The 19449-nt window shown below is 32.3% G+C and carries 18 protein-coding genes and 2 pseudogenes; 15 read left to right on the forward strand and 5 right to left on the reverse strand.

The features are described from left to right. The 5 genes from Q428_RS11445 to Q428_RS11465 all read left to right on the forward strand — a co-directional run. A partial coding sequence (locus Q428_RS11445) for a 3'-5' exonuclease (protein WP_035381095.1) occupies window positions 1-642 on the forward strand: 642 nt, incomplete at its 5' end. 180 nt (window positions 643-822) lie between these two features. Further along, on the forward strand, window positions 823-2292 hold the full coding sequence (locus Q428_RS11450) for a methyl-accepting chemotaxis protein (protein ID WP_035381097.1): 1470 nt from the start codon (window positions 823-825) through the stop codon (window positions 2290-2292). A gap of 142 nt (window positions 2293-2434) precedes the next feature. Further along, the gene (locus Q428_RS11455) at window positions 2435-2701 is read left to right on the forward strand and encodes a metal-sensing transcriptional repressor (RefSeq protein ID WP_035381099.1); all 267 of its coding nucleotides are present in this window, start codon (window positions 2435-2437) and stop codon (window positions 2699-2701) included. Window positions 2702-2709: 8 nt separating this feature from the next. After that, window positions 2710-4941 (forward strand): heavy metal translocating P-type ATPase, encoded by a 2232-nt coding sequence (locus Q428_RS11460; RefSeq protein ID WP_051515138.1) that lies wholly within the window; start codon window positions 2710-2712, stop codon window positions 4939-4941. A gap of 11 nt (window positions 4942-4952) precedes the next feature. Then, entirely contained in the window at window positions 4953-5165 is a 213-nt protein-coding gene (locus Q428_RS11465; protein WP_035381101.1) for a heavy-metal-associated domain-containing protein, read from the forward strand. A gap of 71 nt (window positions 5166-5236) precedes the next feature. Here the strand turns inward: Q428_RS11465 and Q428_RS11470 are convergent. From Q428_RS11470 to Q428_RS11485, 4 genes and pseudogenes are all read right to left on the reverse strand, one after another. Then, window positions 5237-5577: pseudogene (locus tag Q428_RS11470) on the reverse strand (hydrogenase maturation nickel metallochaperone HypA/HybF). Between the two features lie 76 nt (window positions 5578-5653). Then, complete coding sequence (locus tag Q428_RS11475; RefSeq protein WP_035381103.1) at window positions 5654-8353, reverse strand: FAD-dependent oxidoreductase; 2700 nt, start codon at window positions 8351-8353, stop codon at window positions 5654-5656. Between the two features lie 36 nt (window positions 8354-8389). Continuing rightward, window positions 8390-9060: pseudogene (hypB, locus tag Q428_RS11480) on the reverse strand (hydrogenase nickel incorporation protein HypB). A gap of 168 nt (window positions 9061-9228) precedes the next feature. After that, window positions 9229-10209, reverse strand: a complete 981-nt coding sequence (locus Q428_RS11485) for a phosphodiester glycosidase family protein (protein WP_035381105.1) — start codon at window positions 10207-10209, stop codon at window positions 9229-9231. A 151-nt stretch (window positions 10210-10360) separates the two neighbouring features. On the opposite strand from Q428_RS11485, the gene Q428_RS11490 reads away from it, so the two are divergent. The 8 genes from Q428_RS11490 (at window position 10361) to Q428_RS14640 (ending at window position 17034) form a co-directional block, all read left to right on the forward strand. After that, window positions 10361-10642 carry a DUF5665 domain-containing protein gene (locus Q428_RS11490; RefSeq protein WP_035381107.1) on the forward strand — a complete coding sequence of 94 codons (282 nt, stop codon included), beginning with the start codon at window positions 10361-10363 and terminating at the stop codon, window positions 10640-10642. 97 nt (window positions 10643-10739) lie between these two features. Then, the gene (gene mnmL, locus Q428_RS11495; protein ID WP_035381109.1) at window positions 10740-11702 is read left to right on the forward strand and encodes a tRNA modification radical SAM protein MnmL/YtqA; all 963 of its coding nucleotides are present in this window, start codon (window positions 10740-10742) and stop codon (window positions 11700-11702) included. 363 nt (window positions 11703-12065) lie between these two features. Then, the gene (locus Q428_RS11500; protein WP_051515139.1) at window positions 12066-13235 is read left to right on the forward strand and encodes a galactokinase; all 1170 of its coding nucleotides are present in this window, start codon (window positions 12066-12068) and stop codon (window positions 13233-13235) included. Between the two features lie 185 nt (window positions 13236-13420). Beyond that, window positions 13421-13588 (forward strand): flavin reductase, encoded by a 168-nt coding sequence (locus Q428_RS16745; protein WP_278244910.1) that lies wholly within the window; start codon window positions 13421-13423, stop codon window positions 13586-13588. A 47-nt stretch (window positions 13589-13635) separates the two neighbouring features. Further along, window positions 13636-14109 (forward strand): rubredoxin, encoded by a 474-nt coding sequence (locus Q428_RS16750; protein WP_035381111.1) that lies wholly within the window; start codon window positions 13636-13638, stop codon window positions 14107-14109. A 111-nt stretch (window positions 14110-14220) separates the two neighbouring features. Continuing rightward, complete coding sequence (locus Q428_RS11510) at window positions 14221-15063, forward strand: nitroreductase family protein (protein ID WP_035381113.1); 843 nt, start codon at window positions 14221-14223, stop codon at window positions 15061-15063. A 252-nt stretch (window positions 15064-15315) separates the two neighbouring features. Then, the gene (locus Q428_RS11515; RefSeq protein ID WP_035381115.1) at window positions 15316-15774 is read left to right on the forward strand and encodes a chemotaxis protein CheX; all 459 of its coding nucleotides are present in this window, start codon (window positions 15316-15318) and stop codon (window positions 15772-15774) included. Window positions 15775-15960: 186 nt separating this feature from the next. Then, window positions 15961-17034, forward strand: a complete 1074-nt coding sequence (locus Q428_RS14640) for an NlpC/P60 family protein (RefSeq protein WP_051515140.1) — start codon at window positions 15961-15963, stop codon at window positions 17032-17034. A gap of 22 nt (window positions 17035-17056) precedes the next feature. Here the strand turns inward: Q428_RS14640 and Q428_RS11525 are convergent, their stop codons facing one another. Continuing rightward, window positions 17057-17842, reverse strand: a complete 786-nt coding sequence (locus tag Q428_RS11525) for a putative ABC transporter permease (RefSeq protein WP_051515141.1) — start codon at window positions 17840-17842, stop codon at window positions 17057-17059. Window positions 17843-18097: 255 nt separating this feature from the next. On the opposite strand from Q428_RS11525, the gene Q428_RS11530 reads away from it, so the two are divergent. After that, entirely contained in the window at window positions 18098-18853 is a 756-nt protein-coding gene (locus Q428_RS11530) for a threonine/serine exporter family protein (RefSeq protein WP_035381116.1), read from the forward strand. 6 nt (window positions 18854-18859) lie between these two features. Beyond that, a complete protein-coding gene (locus Q428_RS11535; protein WP_051515142.1) occupies window positions 18860-19357 on the forward strand; it encodes a threonine/serine exporter family protein in 498 nt (165 codons plus the stop codon). Window positions 19358-19449 lie beyond the last annotated feature (92 nt).

A 19449-nucleotide genomic window follows, 5' to 3' on the forward strand; every position in this document is an offset into this window, starting at 1 on the left:
ATAGAAGAAGGGTTAAGCTATAAAGATATTGCAGTTTTATATAGAAGGCAATCACAAGGAGAGGTAATAGCTTATATTTTTGAAAAGGAAGGAATTCCATATAAAAAGCCATTTAAAAAGCCTTTGATATTTGAAGATTCTATTTCAACGGAGGAAGATGATAACAAGGTAAATCTATTAACTTTACATGCTTCAAAGGGGTTGGAATTCTCCCATATTTTTATTATAGGTGCAAATATGGGGAATATGCCAATATCAACTAAAAGAGATGAAGAGGAGGAGGAAGCAAGGCTTTTCTTTGTAGGCTTAACAAGGGCTAAAAACTATATAGAAATTTCATACCACGTTAAACCCAGCCTTCAGGGGGTGTCGCCTTATATGAGTCCATATATAACTATGATTCCACAGAATTTAATAACTAAGGAAGACGAAAGCAATTCATTAAACTTATCAACATTAATGAATATGCTCAGGGAAGAAAGGGAGAAGAAAAGAAAAGAGGAAAAAGTAACCAGAGCAAAGCATCCTAAATACGGAGAAGGAATAGTAGTATTTGAGGATGAAAATATAATCAGGGTTAATTTTAATGCCTATGGAGAAAAGGAGTTTTCAAAGCTTTTCTGTCCAATTGAAATATATTGACAGAAAGATTATATATAACCACATTTAACCATAACTATTGTGGATAATTATTTTATATGCAAGTTGAGATATTTCAAGTCTCTTCTTAAATTTATACAGCTATCTTGTGGAAAACCTATGTTCAAATTAAAATAATATTATAGATGTTTAAATTAAAATTGATATAGGATGGAGATTTGTATGAAGGGTATATTAAAAGGAACAATATGTGTTTTAACAGGGTTAATAATCGCTGAGGTCATAAACCTACTTAATTTATCTAACCACATTTCTTTTGTTGTTTCAATTTTTGTAACAACTCTATTAAGTTTTATAATAAATAAAAAGGATAAGCATTTAAATACCAATGATGTGATCACTGTTGAAAAAACAGATATAGAAAATAATAACAAACTTACAGCAATGGAATTGTCAAATACTAGTAAGGATATGTATATAGCAAAGAATAAACTTTATGATTTATCCAAGGATATACATTTAGCTTCAAAGGAAGTACTTAATTTAGTAGAAAAGGATAACAGCAATTTATCTTTGATTAATCATGAAATAAGCAGTATAACAAGGGAAGTAAAAGAAATCAATAACTCAGCAAATAGAACTAAGGAATTATCTGTAGATAATATAAAAACAGTTAAAGAAGGTGGACAGACAATTAAAAGGGCTGTTGATACCTTTAAAGATTTAATAAAGACTTATAAAGGCTTTGCTCTGGCTAAAAATAATTTAGATGAATCATCTAAGAAAATATATAGTATCACTGATTATATCAATGAGATAGCAGATCAAACACATCTGTTATCCCTTAATGCCAGTATAGAAGCAGCAAGAGCAGGTGAAGCTGGAAGAGGATTTTTAGTAGTTGCAAATCAGATTAAAAAACTTGCTGATCAGTCAAAGGGATTTAGTTCAAATATAAAGTTTATTGTAGATGAGATTCAAAAAAGTATCAACGACATGGAAAATATAGCACAGGAAAGTGAAGAAAAAATAAATGCAACAGAAAAGGCCTTAGGCAGAATTATGGATGTTCTCGATGGGGTGGAAAAGTCAGCTGATATTTTGGATAAGGATATAGATAATATAATAAAGGGTACTTTCAGCATAATTAAATCATCAGATAAAGCAATTAATACATCTAAGGAGTTATCACAGTCCCATGAAGAAACATACGCATCTATAGAGGAAATCGCTTCAGATATTGAGATGCAATGGAAAATAATTGAACAACTTAATTCAATAGCAGAAGCAGTTGCAAAGGTTACAGATGAGTTTGTATCAAAAAATATAGATGAAAATCTTGAAAAGGATATCATTAAAAAATGCTTAAAAGTAAGAGATTATCTTGGTGATAAATCACAGTCCAGCCTGAAACAACTATGCAAAGAAACAGGCGTTGATGATGTGTACTATGCTAATAGTCAGGGAATTTTTGAACATGGAAGTACAAGTGATGCCATTGGGCTTAATATTTTTGAGCTGGATAAGAGATATATAAGTTTTTCCAAAAGTGATAAAGAGATTGAAATTTATCCATTAACAAGAAGATTAGACACTGGTGAGCTTTATAAATTTGTTGCTGTTAAGAGGAAAGATAAAAACGGGATAATTTCGGTTGGAATATCCGTTAAAAAAATTCTGAATCAGTTTTAGTGCAATTGAAAATAATTAAAAATGTAAACATTCTTAAGTGGGATTTCCCTTTAAGAATGTTTTTTTATTACATATTGAAAAAAATTTATGGATATAATATAATTAAAATACACCCCCTAGGTAGGGGGGAGGAGGTGAGAGTGTGAACGAAGAGAAAAAAAAGGCAGCCCAATTATTGAAAACAGCTAAGGGGCAAATAGAAGGAATACTTAAAATGATTGATGAAGGAAGATATTGTATAGATATATCTAATCAAATAAATGCTGTACAGTCATTGCTAAAAAAGTCAAATATGCTGATATTAAAACAGCACTTAAATCATTGTGTAAAGGATGCCTTTATAAATAACACAGGTGAAGAAAAGGTAGAAGAGGTTATAAGTGTTTTAGAAAAGCTAATTGAAAAGTAGGTGATAAAATGGAGAAAATTATAAACATTGGGGGCATGACTTGTGCTGCATGTTCTAAAGCAGTGGAAAGGACAGTAAAAAAATTAGATGGGGTAATAAGGGCGGAAGTAAATTTTCCTATGGAAAGACTTTTCGTTGAATTTGATCCTGCAAAGGTAAGAATTTCAATGATTAAGGAAGCTATTAAAAAAGCAGGTTATATCCCTATAGAAGAAAAAGATACAACCCTTGATAAAAATAAAGAGAGAAAACAAAAAGAAGAAAAAAGGATGTTAACAAACCTTATTGTCTCAGCAATTTTTACCATACCATTACTAATTATAGCTATGGGACATATGTTTGGTATGCCTTTACCTGAAATAATTGATCATTCTAAAAATCCTATTAACTTTGCTATTGCACAATTAGTTTTGGTGATACCATCACTTATAGCAGGAAGAAAATTTTATATAGTAGGATTTAAAACTATGATTAAAGGAAGTCCAAACATGGATTCACTGATAGCAATAGGAACATCAGCAGCTGTAATCTATGGTCTATTTGCTTTATACCAAATTTCTATAGGAAACCATATGTATTCAAAGGAACTTTATTTTGAATCAGCTTCAACAATAATAACATTGATACTTCTTGGTAAATATCTTGAGGTTAGGACAAAAGGAAAGACCTCTGAGGCAATAAGAAAGCTAATGGAGCTTTCACCAAAAAAAGCATGGATAATTCAAAATGATTGTGAAATAGAAATTGAAATTGACGAAGTTGAAGTTGGAGATATTGTCCTTGTAAGGCCTGGAGAAAAAATTCCTGTTGATGGAGTTGTAGTTGAGGGAAATACTTCTGTGGATGAATCAATGCTGACAGGTGAAAGCATTCCAGTTGAAAAAAAGATTGGAGATAAAGTAATAGGTGCCAGCATAAATAAAAACGGAATGATAAAAATCAGGGCAGGGAAAGTAGGAAAAGATACTGTACTATCACAGATTATAGAGCTGGTGGAATCTGCACAGAGTTCAAAGGCACCTATAGCAAGACTGGCGGATGTTATTTCAGGTTACTTTATACCGGTAGTCATAATAATTGCCGTTATCTCAGGAGTTTTATGGTTGTTATCAGGAAAGGACATAATATTTTCACTAACGATTTTTATTTCAGTTCTTGTTATCGCTTGTCCTTGTGCCTTAGGCCTTGCAACACCAACAGCAATAATGGTTGGTTCAGGTAAGGGTGCTGAACATGGGGTATTAATTAAATCAGGTGAAGCGCTGGAGAAAACACATAAAGTTGATACGGTTGTTTTTGATAAAACTGGAACAATAACAGAAGGAAAACCAAAGGTTACGGATATGTTTAGCAATGAAATTGATGAAAATGAACTTTTAATGTATGCAGCTTCATGTGAAAAGGCTTCAGAACACCCACTAGGTGAGGCAATAGTTATGGAAGCAGCAAGGAGGGGTATCACACTAGGGACGGTCAACAATTTTACTGCAATTCCTGGCCTTGGAATAGAAGCAAAAGTTAATGAAAAAGATGTCCTTATCGGAAATAAGAAATTGATGACTGATAAAGGAGTGGATATTTCTTTATATCAAACTAAATTAAATGAATACTCAAAGCAGGGAAAAACACCAATTATTATTGCCATAGATGGCAAAGCAGAGGGAATAATAGCTGTGGCTGACGTTGTCAAGATAAACAGTAAAAGGACTATAAAAACTCTCCATAAAATGGGTATTAAGGTGGTAATGCTGACAGGTGATAATAAAAATACGGCTGAGGCTATAGCACAACAAATTGATATAGATAAAGTATTTGCAGAGGTTCTTCCTCATGAGAAATCATCATATATAAAAGAACTTCAAAGAGAGGGACGAACAGTTGCTATGGTTGGCGATGGAATAAATGATGCTCCAGCTTTAGCTATGGCTGATGTGGGAATTGCCATAGGTTCAGGAACAGATGTTGCAGTAGAGTCAGCAGATATAGTCCTTATGAAAAATGATATCATCGATGTTATTACTGCAATTACCCTAAGCAAGGCAACGATAAAAAACATCAAACAGAATTTATTTTGGGCATTTGCATATAATACTGCAGGAATACCAATAGCAGCTGGGATATTGACTTTATTTGGCGGCCCCAAATTAAATCCAATGATTGCTGCTGCAGCAATGAGTTTCAGCTCAGTTTCTGTTTTGCTTAATGCTTTGAGATTAAAAGGCTTCAAGCCTTATATATAGGAGGAATGTATATGATAAAAATAATTAAAATCGAAGGAATGTCATGTATGCACTGTGTTAATCATGTAAAAAACGCTCTGACTGATATAGCAGGTGTGAAATCCGTTGAGGTTGACTTAAAAGCAAAGTCAGCTAAAGTTCAACTTGAAGGTGTATCAGATGATGAGTTGAAAAATGCGATAGAAGATGCTGGATATGAAGTTGTTGGTATAGAAGAAAATTAATAAAAGATATAGGACCTCCCGCAGTGATTACTACTACAAAGGAGGTCCTATATTTTAACATGATAGTTTACTTAGCAAGCTATTATTTCCTTTATTTTAAATTCCTTTCCACTTAGTAATTCCCAGTTTTCAACCCCACAATTTGGCATTTGCTATTATTATCAACTATGTTAAAAACATTATTACATTTTTTACAAATACCGTTTCCAGGAATTATTTCGATTTTTAATTTAGTATCCTGTAATAATGTACCATCCACAGCAGCTGGATAACATGCTTCAACATATCGAGGAATCATTGAGGAGAGTTCACCAATTTGGAGAACTAAGGTATCTATTTTTGTTAAACCATTTTTTCTTGCAAAATTCTCTACAGTTTTTATAACCTCAAATACTACTCCTAATTCATGCAAATGAATCCACCTCTCATATAAAACTTTTAAGGCGGAGAAACAAAAGTCTCCCCAGCCTTTTAAGTTCAGTATTATTCTATTTATTATCTTTCTTAGTAAAAACATTTTTCAACAATTTAATTGGCTTTTTAACAGCTATTCTTACCTTACGCTTTAAAGCATACTTTACTATAGTAGACTTCATATTTTCGAATTCTGGGTTTTGACAGTCATATTTTCTTACCAGTTTAATTGCATCAAATTTACATTTTGTTGTACATTGGCCACAACCTATGCAGATGAATTCATCTACAACAGTTGCACCACAGCTTAGACAACGCTCAGTTTCCTTTTTAACTTGTTCTTCAGTAAATGTCCCTCTTAAATCCCTGAAAGTCTTGGCTGGACTATTATCATCTGTGTGGCTTGTTTTTTGTCTTGGTACACGGTCATATCCTCCAAGATCAAGGTTAGTTTTATCGAATGGACGATAATCACGCTTAGTACGACCAAGAACTAAACTTTGTCCTGGCTGAACAAAACGATGGATTGAAATTGCTCCTTCCTTTCCCATTGCAATAGCATCTATTGCAAATTTAGGACCTGTTACAGCATCTCCACCAGCAAAAATATCAGGTTCATCTGTTTGATAGGTTATAGGATCAACTTTAACTGTTTTATTTGGATTCAATTGTACCTTTGAATCTTTTAATAATTCACCCCAATCAAATCCTTGACCAACAGAAATGAGAACATGGTCAGCTTTAACTATCTTTGTTTCATTTTCATCAAATTTAGGGCTGAATTTTTTATTCTCATCAAAGACAGAAATGCACTTTTTAAACTCAACACCAGTGACACGTCCATTTTCAACAAGAATACGTTTTGGACCCCAAGAATTGTTAATGATAATGCCTTCTGATAAAGCTTCATCTATCTCTTCTTCAAGTGCAGGCATTTCTTCACGGGTTTCAAGACAATACATATTTACTCCAGTAGCACCAACCCTTGTAGCAGTTCTTGCAACATCTATAGCCACGTTTCCGCCACCAATAATAACAGTTTCTCCCTGAAGTTTTAAATTCTCACCTAAATTTACTTTACGTAAAAAGTCAACACCGGTCATTACACCTTCAGCATCTTCACCCTCAATTCCAAGTTTTCTGCCTGATTGGGCACCAATTGCTATATAAAATGCTTTAAAGTCTTGAGCTCTTAAATCATTTAGGCTTAAATCTTTACCTATTTCAACACCAGTCTTAAATTCAACACCTAATTCCTTTAAAATATCGATTTCTGAATTAACAACATCCTTCTCAAGTCTGAAAGAAGGAATACCAAGGGTAAGCATACCTCCAAGGGCTTTTTCTTTCTCGAATACTGTCACCTTATATCCATCAACTGCAAGATAGTAAGCACAGGAAAGACCAGCAGGACCTGCTCCGATAACTGCAATTTTTTTACCATAATTATGCTTTATTTTAGGTATGTAGCGGTGTTCCAATTTCATATCCTGTTCTGCAATGAACTTTTTAATATCATCTATAGCTATTGGATCATCAATATCACCACGAGTACAAGCAGATTCACAATATCTTGGACAAACACGTCCACATACAGCTGGGAATGGATTTTCCTGTTTAATAAGCTCAAGTGCTTCCTTATATCTACCCTGAGAAGCTAATTTTATATATCCTTGTATACCTATATGGGCAGGACATTCAGCCTTACAAGGACTTGAGCCTGTTTCTTCAACAACTTTTTTATTTATACGATAATCAGGGTTCCACTTGTCAGGACCCCATTCTGTATCATAAGGAAGTTCTCTTTTCTTTTGGGGAGTTGGTGTTTTTGAACATAATTTTTGACCTAGCTTCAAGGCGTTAGTTGGACAATTTTCTACGCATTCTCCACAGGCTACGCATTTATCTTTATCTACCTGAGATACATAGTTTGAACGTATCATATCGGGGTTTACAAACATGTTGGCATTTCTAACGGCGAAACATCCGCATCCGCAGCAGTTACAAATTGCGTGAATTTTCCCAGGACCATCTGTATTTGTTACACTGTGCATTAATCCATTTTCTTCTGCTTTTTTAATTATTTCAAATGCTTCTTCACGGGTAATCTGTCTAGCTCTGTCTGTACGGATATAGAATTCAGCAGCATGACCCATTTGAATACACATATCTTCCTTTAAGTGACCACAGCCTTCACCCATAACTTCTCTGGCTGTACGACAAGAACAATCTGAAACTGAAAAAATAGTATTTTCGTTTAAATATTTTGAAATTTCTTCATAGGAAGCCCTTCTAGTTTCTCCTGAAATAGATTCTTCGATAGGTATTACACGCATAGGACCTGAACCAACTGGAACATTACCAGCAGCCTTTGGGGCTCTTTTTTTGCCGTATGCATCAAAAGCCTCACCTAATTGGGGATACTTTTTAACGTTTTCCCTGTTATTAACTATCATTTCCATATGCCCTGGTACCCAGATTTCATTCCAGAATTTATCAACACCGTCAATTTTATTTACGATAGCAACACCAGCATAGGCTAAATCCCATAGTAGTTTTTCAGTTTTTTCAACAGACTTACCACACATAGAGGCAATTTCTGAGGCGCTCATTGGTTCACGAAGTTTCAGGCAAAGTGCAACTTCTGCCATTTCTTCCGTTACTATAGGTTCAAGAATTTTATATTCTGGATCATTAGGTGTAATCTCATCTTTTGAACCCCTTTTTGTACGACTGATCTTATTTGCCAGGTCAAGAACCTTTTCATTAACCATAAGTATTATCCCCCTTAATTTATTTGTATTATGATATTATTTTCCTTTCCAGTTTATAACCTCGGTGCGTAGCCAGTCTATCCAATCCTCAATACCCTCACCTGTTTTAGCAGAGATTGGGATAACTTTAATGTCAGGGTTTAATTTCTTTACACGTTCCTTAACAGCTTCAATATTAAAATCAAAAACACCCATGGCGTCTATTTTGTTAATTAACAAAACATCAACAATAGAAAACATTAAAGGATATTTTAAAGGTTTATCATCACCTTCAGGTACACTTAATATCATTGCATTTTTACAAGCACCTGTGTCGAATTCAGCTGGGCATACTAAATTGCTACATTTTCTAATATCACTAAATCCAATCCCTCTGTTCCCAATTCCATAAGTCCCTGTTTAGTCATATCAGCATCAAGATGGCACATGCCACCAGTATGTAATTGTATGACTTTTGCACCGGATTGTGAAATAGTATGAGCATCAACATCTGAGTCAATATCTGCTTCTAAGATTCCTATATTCATCTCACTTTTTAAAGCTTCAATTGTTCTTAAAAGTGTTGTCGTTTTACCTGAGCCTGGAGACGACATTAAATTTAATAAAAAAGTCCTTTCTTTTTTCAATTCTTCCCTGAGGGAATTAGCTTGTCTATCATTATCCTCAAAGACACTTTGTTTGATTTCGATAACTTTGTATTTCTCCATATCACCATCACCTCGCCCTATTAATTAGTTAAATTTACAATAATATAAAATATTAACTCATATTACCAATATTATATCATTAAATTTTTGTTATAAGAATATGGTTACTAAAATAAAATAGCTGTCCCATTAGAATTTTTTAATTACTAATGGGACAGCTGTTTTGTTTTATTTCATAATAATAAATGCATTTGGTAGTGGTCTTTCCCCGTGTTTACTTGAGGGGCTGTTTATAAGCCTGTTTTGATAATACATTACAGTTGAGGAACCGCCATCTAAATTAGAAGCATTATATGCACCGTATTCAAGCATAATATCCTGTATATCTTTGATACTTGCTCCCACAGAAGAAACTTGTCTACCATCAACAACAAGTAAAAGCACAGTTCCATCCTTTCTTTGACCGATAACGGTACGAGGAGCAATACCCCAGCCACCATTTCCATAAATTTTTGAAGGGACACCATTAACAATAAGAAATGGCTTAAAGTTAACTGCATATTTAATATTTTTTTTCTTAATTTCATCTAAGGTATAACGGCCAAGCTGTAAAAAACCATCTTTATCAAATCCTACAAGGCTGAAGGTTTTTAAAGAAGTATCAATGTACTTAATTTCGTAATTTTCAATTACAATCCCAGTTGGGATACCACCATTCCCCTTGCCTTCCCTATCTTCAAAGCCACCTGCATTTATCCCCCCAATTCCACCATAACGGTTTATCATATCATTTAATTTTTCACCGTAATTACCTAGATTTTTGCTGGTGCCAAGGATGATACTTCGAGGATTACTTACAATGAGCATATGACCAACATAGCCCTTTCCCTTTATATCAACAAGTTCAATGCTATTGTCTGATTTGTCTTCAATTACAATATCATCCTTTTTAGATTCAGAACTTGTGGCATTTTCATCAACTCTGTTTTCTCTCATTATATCTTTTATTTGGCTGTCTGAAGCGGCTACATTTGCAATGTACTTATGACTAAGTGTTGTCATGCTGGAAGTTACAAGAAAGGATTGGATGTTAGCGAAAAAACCAGCACGTATCAAGAAAAAACTTATAACAGCAGAAAATAATAAAGTTGTAATTAAAGCAAATATTTTTTTTAACCGTCTATTCTTTTTACTTTTTCTTCTACCCATAACAATCCCTTTCAGCATAAATTTAAGTTTTCAATAATATTATAATACAAATTTAAAGTGACTTATATTAAAATATCGATAAAATAATAGATTTAACTTATATGACATATATGTTAGAATAGGTACATAAATAGTGAATATAGGTGATTAAATGGAACCAAGTTATAAAACTATAAATAAACAGCTGAATAAAATAGATAAGAAAATAAGTGCTGTTAATCATTCTGAATACGGTTATATTAAGGATAACTTTAAAAAATTGATATGGTATAATTTTTTAATTGGTCTTGCAAGGGGTTTCGGAATGGCAGTTGGATTCACGGTCCTTGGTGCAGTAGCTTTATATATACTTCAAAAAATCGTGATGTTAAATCTTCCGTTGATTAGTGAATGGATTGCCAATTTAATAAGACTTGCTCAAAGCTATAAATAATTTACGGTCAGCTAAAGCTGACCGTAAAACTTTATTAATAATCTAAATTTATTTTTGAAAAACTAAACTAGGATAACAAGATAAAAGGATGATGTAGATGAGAAAAACTTGGGGAGACAAAAGATATTATTCTTTAAATTATTTTCTTAGAGAAAAATTTGGAGAAAAGATATTTAAAATTTCTTTAGATGCTGGATTTACCTGCCCAAATAGAGACGGTAAAATTTCAAAGGGTGGATGTATATTTTGCAGCGAGAGGGGTTCAGGTGATTTTGCAGGAACAAGAAAAGATATAGTAGAGCAGTTTTATGAAGTTAAGGAAATAATGAACAAAAAATGGAAGGAAGGAAAATACATAGGATATTTTCAGGCATATACAAATACATATGCTCCAGCAGATGTTTTAAGGGAGAGATATAACAGCATATTGGAACTTGATGACGTAGTGGGAATAGCAATTGCAACAAGGCCGGACTGTCTTGATAATGAAGTATTTGAAGTTCTAGAGGAAATAAATAGAAAAACATATCTTTGGGTTGAGTTAGGTCTTCAAACAATACATGAGAAAACAGCTAAAATAATAAACAGGGGATACGAATTAGATGTTTATATAAATGCTGTAAAAGAGCTGAAGAAAAGAAATATAGAGGTAGTAACCCATGTTATATTGGGTTTACCAGGAGAGACAAAGGAGGATATGCTAAAAACCGTTGATTTTGTAGCTAATACGGAGACTCAGGGAATTAAGCTTCATCTTCTGCATCTTATGGAAGGCACAAGAATGGTAGAGCTTTATAATAGGGGAGAACTTAAATTTTTAGAAATGGATGAATATGTTAATTTAATTACTGAATCAATTCAAAGGCTTCCAGAGAACATGGTTATTCATAGGTTGACTGGGGATAGCCCAAGAAATCTTTTAATAGGACCTATGTGGAGTTTAAAGAAATGGGAGGTTCTTAATGCCATTGATGCAAGACTTATTGAAATAGACGGATGGCAGGGGAAAAATTATTTAGAAAACAGGGAGATATCAAAACTATTTAATAAGCCACAGTAAAAACTGTGGCTTATTAAATAGTTTGAAAGTTCAGAAAAGTATTTATATTTTATGTAGTTTAGTGTATAATTCTATTTGTAAGATGTTTAATGATTTTTGTTAACTTTGCGCAAATTCGTGTCTTTAAGTGATTTTCAAGATATTAAGCTGCTTTGAACGTGTCAAAAAGTCAAAGGTCTGTGCTACATGTGTTGCAATAATAATCAAATTTTTTAAAAGAAATAATTTTATAGCAATGTGTATATAATAAAGCTGGTACATGATATTTTATTAGCTGTTTATCACTTTTTCTTCATCCACTGAACAGTCTTATAATTAATGGGTTAAATTGGGTAATTTTAATTTTTAAGGGGTGGTGTCAGGATGATTAGTGTACAAGAGTTAAAGGAGCGATTTTATCGAGAGTATCCAGAGTGTAAAGGGGATGTTTTATGCTTCTTTTCTCCAGGTAAAGTTAATTTAGTTGGAGAACATCTGGATTACAACAGGGGATGCTTATTTCCTATTGCAATATCCTTAGGGATATATGGGGTATTATCCTATAGAGATGATAACATAATAAGGCTTAAATCAGTTAATGAAACAAATGAAGTCATTATTGATTTAAATAAAGAAATAAATTTTGATGAAAATGATGGATGGGGTAATTATCCAAAGGGAATAATTTATTACATATTAAAAGACAGGCATTCTCTACGGGGATGCGATATATTGTTTATAAGCACACTTCCTAGTGAAGTGGGACTTTCATCTTCTGCAGCACTTGAGGTATTAACAGCATATATGATGCTTTATTCGGAAAATGGTGAAACTTTAGATAGATTTTACCTTGCAGGGTTATGTCAAGAAGTAGAAAGAGATTTCATTAAGGCAAACTGGGGACATCATGACCATATACCAATAATATTAGGTAGAAAAAATAACGGAATAGTTTTAAATTGCAGTACACAGGCATATAAATATGTTCCCTTGGATTTTAAAAACTATAGTTTGATTATAATCAACAGTAACAAGAAGAGGGATTTGGCACATATAGGTCACAAGGAACGTCAAATTCAATGTAACAGTGCATTTAAAACAATGAATTCATATAAAAATGTGGAAAATCTTTGGGAAGCAGATTTAGATGACATATATAGAATTATGAAAGAAGATACAGTTATTTCAAGGGCTCGACATGTTATTTGGGAAAATCGCAGAGTTTTAAGGGCTGTTGAGCTATTTGAAAAAGGAGACATTGAGGAATTTGGAAGGTTAATGATTGAATCTCATAAATCACTTAGAGATGACTTTGAGGTTTCAACAGAGGAGCTTGATTTACTTGTTGATGAATCAATTAAAACAGATGGATGTATAGGTGCCAGAATGACAGGCGTTGGTTTTGGAGGATGTATAATAGCACTTGTAGACAGGGAAAAGGTAGAGAACTTTAAAAACAGAGTAGCAAAGGTATATACAGAGAAGACAAAACTGGTGCCAGAGTTTTATGTAAGTGAAATTGAGGATGGAGTCAAACTATTATTAGAGGCATAATATTATAAGCCTGCTGCATGAAATTTCTCTGTAGCAGGCTTATTTAAAATAAAAATTGAAAAATTTTCATATAAATATATAATATAGGTATTAAAATTATTTATGAAAGACGGATAAGGTTGACAGATATATAAATAAAGAGTTGATTTATAGATTTTTTATGAATGATAAGAGGGGGGAGGAGAATGGATAACAGAATATTTTACAAACTAAGTTATGGACTGTATGTTGTATCTTCGGTTAAAGATAAGGTTTTTAACGGTCAGATTGCCAATACAGTATTTCAGATATCATCTGAACCAGCCACCATTGCTATCAGTATAAACAGGAATAATTTAACCCATGAGTCATAAAAGAAAGTGGTATTTTTACCGTATCAATATTAACAGAAAATGTTCCAATGAATTATATTGGACATTTTGGTTTCAAATCCGGTCGGGATATAAATAAGTTTACTGGTGTGAAATATGAACTAAGTAAAAAAGGTGTACCATATACCACAGAATATTCTGGCGGATGGATAGAAGCCGAGGTTATAGAAAAAATAGATGTAGAAACGCATACTGTTTTTATTGGGAAAGTATTAGATGGTGAGGTTTTAGGTGAAGATGAGCCATTGACTTATGCCAATTATCACAGAATAAAAAAAGGTCAGAGGCTTACTGCAGCTGTTGTAACAAAAGAAACAGATAGCAAAACTGATAAAGTTTCAGACAAAATTTTATATAGGTGTAATATATGTGGATATGTGTATGATATGGAAACTGGTGATCCAAGTTCCAATGTACTACCTGGCACACCCTTTGAAGATATTGATGATGAATGGGTATGTCCGGTATGTGGAGTTTCTAAGAAAAATTTTGAAAAAATATAAGGAACCAGAGATGAGCAGATATGCTTATCTCTTTTTATATGAATATATTATTGTATGCGTTTTCTATTAAATTGGTTATAATTGTATTAGGAAATAGAAAGGAGAATAATTATGATATTTAATACGCCATTAAGTGAAATAGTAAACAAAAGAATTTCAGTTAGAACATACGAAAATAAAAAATTGGATATAGAGTTAAGGAAGAAACTAGAAAATTATTTAGCTACCTTAGACAGTCCATTTAATAATGAAATTAGATATATGCTTGTTGATAAAGCAGATAATGAAGAAATGAAGTTAGGCACATATGGTGTAATTAGGGGTGCAAACACATATGTAATAACGGCATTAAAAAGAGGTGAAATGGATTTAGAGCAGCTTGGATATGAATTAGAAAAATTTATTTTATATGCAACTTCACTAGGTCTAGGAACATGTTGGCTAGGAGGTACCTTTAAAAAGAGTGAATTTGCTAAAGCAATAAATTTAAAAGCGGATGAAATTATGCCAATAGTTACTCCAGTTGGATATTCTAAGGATAAGACAAATGTACTTGATTTAGTTATAAGAAAAATTGCAAAACCAGAACAGAGGAAGAATTTTAGTGAGTTATTTTTTGATGGAAACTTTGAAAATTTACTGGCAGAAAAAGAATCTGATATATATACATTTGCATTAAATATGGTAAGAAGAGCGCCATCAGCTTCTAATAAGCAACCTTGGAGGATATTAAAAGAAGGTGATACATTCCACTTTTATCTACAACATGCAAAGGGATATGTTGATAAGATGGGATATGATATACAAAGGGTTGATATAGGAATAGCAATGTGTCATTTTGATTTAAGCATGAAGGAACAAGGAATAGAAGGTAAATTTATTAAGCTTTCACCTGACATAAAAGTACCAGATCAATCTATAGAATATATTATAAGCTGGGCAAAGGTAAGATAAGGTTTTATTAAAAATTCTAGGGACATATAAGCATTGTTTAGAGCTAAAGAATAACATCTTCATTCAAAGGAAATACTTGCTGCGAAGTAAACTTTGAAGGGAGATGTTTTTTTATTAAAGAAATTTCATGGCAAAAGGAGGAATGCTTCTAATTTGTTAATCATATTTTACATAAAAATCATCAAATCATAATAATATAATTTTAAATTTATACGAAAATATTAGATATAGACTAGAATTTGAGGTGATTTGATGGATGTAAGGTATATAAACCCCTTTTTACAATCTTTTTTAACTGTTTTACCACAATTAGGTATAGAAGATATAAAAAAGAATAAAATAGGGATAAAAGGCAAAGAAATTCAGAGCCATGGGGTTGTTATAATAGTAGGTATAGTTGGAGATGTTAAGGGAAATGTAGTATATTCAACTACAGCTGAGTGTGCAAAAAAGATTGCATCCTCTATGATGATGGGAATGCCAGTTGAAGAACTGGATGATATGGCACAAAGTGCACTTTCAGAGATGGCAAACATGCTGACAGCAAATGCAGCAACTAAATTTTCTGAAATAGGCATAAATTTAAATATCTCTACTCCAACACTAGTGCATGGAGATTTTACAGCAAATACGGGAATAGAACAGACTGTATGTATTGAGATGCTTGTTGAAGGTTTACCATTTGAGATAAACGTTTCAATTGAATCTTAAGATAAAAAGTGATATATCAGGTTATATTTTAAGTTTATCCCTATCAGTTTTAAGATAATATATTTGTCATATTGTAATATAAGCTTTGATTATAATATATTGTCTAGTAATTGATGGGGGTTATTTTTTGTTTAAAAAAAGATATAGAAAATACAACTATAGAAAAAAACAAAAAATTTTTTAATTGTGTTAATTAAAGGATATCTTTTCTATTTAGTTTTTATCGTTGCTTTAGTTGGATTAATCGTAGCTATATTTAGTTTTCAAAAGGATTCAAAAACAGAAAAAAAAGAGATTAAAATCAGTAGAATATCACGAAGTGTTGCATATAATCGTGGCATGGATATGATAAATTATGTATGGGAATATAATGGAGCTAGAAATGGCATTGAAGATAATGTTGATATTAAGCTGCCCTTTTACTTAGAAGGAAAAAGCAGTGTTAAAGTAAGTGGAATTCCATACTGCTGGGGCGGATACATTGGGCTTGATATAAGCAACCAAAATGATGTAAAAAACTTTCAGGATGCCATTGAAAAGGGATATATTGCAGGGAACGTTAATTGTTCTGGAGGATATAAGGACTTAACAGCGGGACTCGATTGTTCAGGTTTTGTTTGTGCTGTATTTAAGATTCCAGAAAAATGTTCTACTAAGGGACTTGTAAACTATTTTGACGAGATAGATATAAATGAATTGAAACCTATGGATATTTTAAATAGCATTGGAAATCATGTTGTGATTTTTATTAAAGAATCCTCAGACAAAAAGGGCGTTATTGTAATGGAATCAACAACCAACAGGGAATCAAGAACAAAGGAAAAAACAGTTATTAATTTCAGGAGCTGGGATGAAATAAAAAAAGGAGTAAATAACATTCCATATACTCCTATGAGATACAAAAAAATAGTTGATGATAAGGTAAGATTATTTCAGGATCAATATGAATTTAACAGCACAAAACTATATTCAACTAATCTAAATACAAATGAAATATATAAAGGATACATCGATTATGTAGGAGATGAGGACTATTATAAATTTTTATTGGATGTAGATAAATTTATCAATCTCAACATAATGAATATTCCCAAATATTGCAGGATAACCATATTTGATGATAATGACAATATCTATGGCGAATATACAAAAACAGGAGTAAATGCAATTCCTTTGAAAAAGGGAACATATTATTTAAAAGTAGAGGGTATTGATTTTCAATATGGAGAAGAAGAGTATAATTTTATTATTCATGATTAATTAAAGGAGAGCTAACTCTCCTTTAATTATTAAGTTTGTTGTATAATTTTTCACGAAATTCCTTAAGAGTAGAATCAAATCTTCTGGATTTCAAACCTGGGAAGGCACTTAAAATTCTACGATGGACAACATGTCTTTTTGAAATGAGTTTTTCGTATCTTCCCTTTAGTTCATGGATTCTTGCTTCAATAACTTCAGTTCTCTCAATTGTATTTTCTTTAAGGATTTCAACCTTTGATTTAATCTCATCTGAAATTTCATGAAGCTGTTTTAGTAAAGCATTTAATTGAATTATTGAAGTTACAGTAATCACAATATCAGCTATGAAATAGGAAATAAGTATGAAGGATAGTATAACACCTAATTTTTCAGGTATAAGTAAAACTAAATTGTTGACATAGGGGTGAATTATTTTTAAAACAATAACAGAAAAAATGCCCCAATAAATTGAGAATCGCAGACATACTCTTCCTTTGATATTAAATTTATTTTCACTATAATCCCACCAAGTAGCATGAAAAAATTTTTCCAATAAAAAACCAGTAATATACTCAAGAATAGACGTTAAAATAACAGAACCTAAAAACAATATAACAGTATTATTCCTAAGCGGATACAGAAAAATAATAAGTGTTAAAACTCCAAAACCATAGATGGGGCAAAAAGGACCGTTTAAAAATCCCCTGTTAACAAATTTACCCTTTTTTAAAGTTGCATAGACTGTTTCAAGACACCACCCCATAAATGCATAGATTACAAAATAAAAAAATAAGTAATATATGCCTGGCAGGTATAAATATTGAGACAATATATCCCCTCCTTTTTTAGTTATTAATGTTAAATATAATATGTCATTACAAAATTTTATATTTTTAAAATATAATAACTAACATGTTGAGTCAAGGAAATATTTTCAGGTCTTAATTATATAAATTTATTAATTTTTAGTTAAAAGCAGGGATTTTGGTGGAATTTTATCTTAAAAGATTTGTATAATATCTTATATTGGTTTTTAAACATTGTTTTAAGCCTGTAAAAACAAAATGAAAAGGTAGTGAAGCTTATGAATACAAAGCAGATAATGGAAATAGCAGCCCTTGCAGCAGAAATTCTATTATCTAGTGGTGCAGAAATTTATAGAGTAGAGGATACTGCAAAAATTATATGTAAAAGTTACGGAGTTGATTGTGAATGTTTCGTTATTCCAACAGGGTTCACCATTTCCTGTACAGGGCCGGACAACGAAACAGTTACCTATGTTAAACGTATTGAAAACAGAACTGTTGACCTGCATAAAATAGACTCAATAAATGCTTTTTCAAGAAATCTTGAGAATGAAAAAATGAAATATGAAGATGCAATTGAACATCTTAAAAGTATTGAGAAAATGCCTTATTTTGCTCAATTGACCAGCTGCATTGCAGCAGGGTTAATTGCATTCTCCTTCGCAATGCTATTTAAAGGCACATTTATGGACAGCATGGTGGCATTTTTTATAAGTATGCTTATATTTAAAGTCAAAAACACTATTGAGTCAATAGGTTTTTTCCAGTTCTTTGAATACTTTGTATCAGGAATGATAGCAGGTGGAGTAAGCCTTATTGCCCATAAAATCTCACCTGCATTAAATCTGGATAAAATGATAATAGGATCAATTATGATTCTTGTGCCAGGTGTGACAATTACTAATGGTATTAAAGATGCCCTTTATGGAGATTTAATTTCAAGCTTTACCCGGCTTGGAGAGGCACTGTTTATAGCAGTAGCCGTTGGAGTAGGGGTAGGTATAACCTTAACATTTAATGTGTATTGGATGTGATATAAAATGTCAGAGTTTTTTTTAGCTTTTTTAGGAAGTTTTTGTGGAGGAATTATTTTTAACATACAGAGAAAAAACCTTATATGGGCAGGTATATGTGGAGGCTTAAGCTGGATAACCTATGTTTTTACCTACCAACATACTAATGGAATTGTTTTTTCAACATTTGTGGGAGCTGTTGTAGTAGGCCTCTATAGCGAAACGATGGCAAGGGTATTAAAAACTCCAGCCTTTGTATTCTCTATTCCTGGTATATTCCCCTTAGTACCAGGTGCAGGTGCGTATTTTACAGTTTTATATTTAGTAGAGAGCAATTACAGCAAGGCAGGGGTTAAAGCTATTGAAACTGCGGCAATAGCAGGTGCTATCGCCTTTGGAATTTTATTTACCACCACTTTATTTCAGTTCGTAATGAAAATTAAAGAAAAATCAAGAAAAAAGATACTCCTAAAAAATAAGGAGTATTTTTTTAATGCGCAAATATTGAATATTCTGAAAATTTAAAGAGGATTTTTTAAAATTGCATAGAATAATGGAATTTAATGGGTTTAAAATAGAAAATGTCGCATATTTTATTTATGTAAAAAAGAAAAAGG

It is taken from the genome of Fervidicella metallireducens AeB (genome assembly GCF_000601455.1).
GTDB lineage: Bacteria > Bacillota > Clostridia > Clostridiales > Caloramatoraceae > Fervidicella > Fervidicella metallireducens.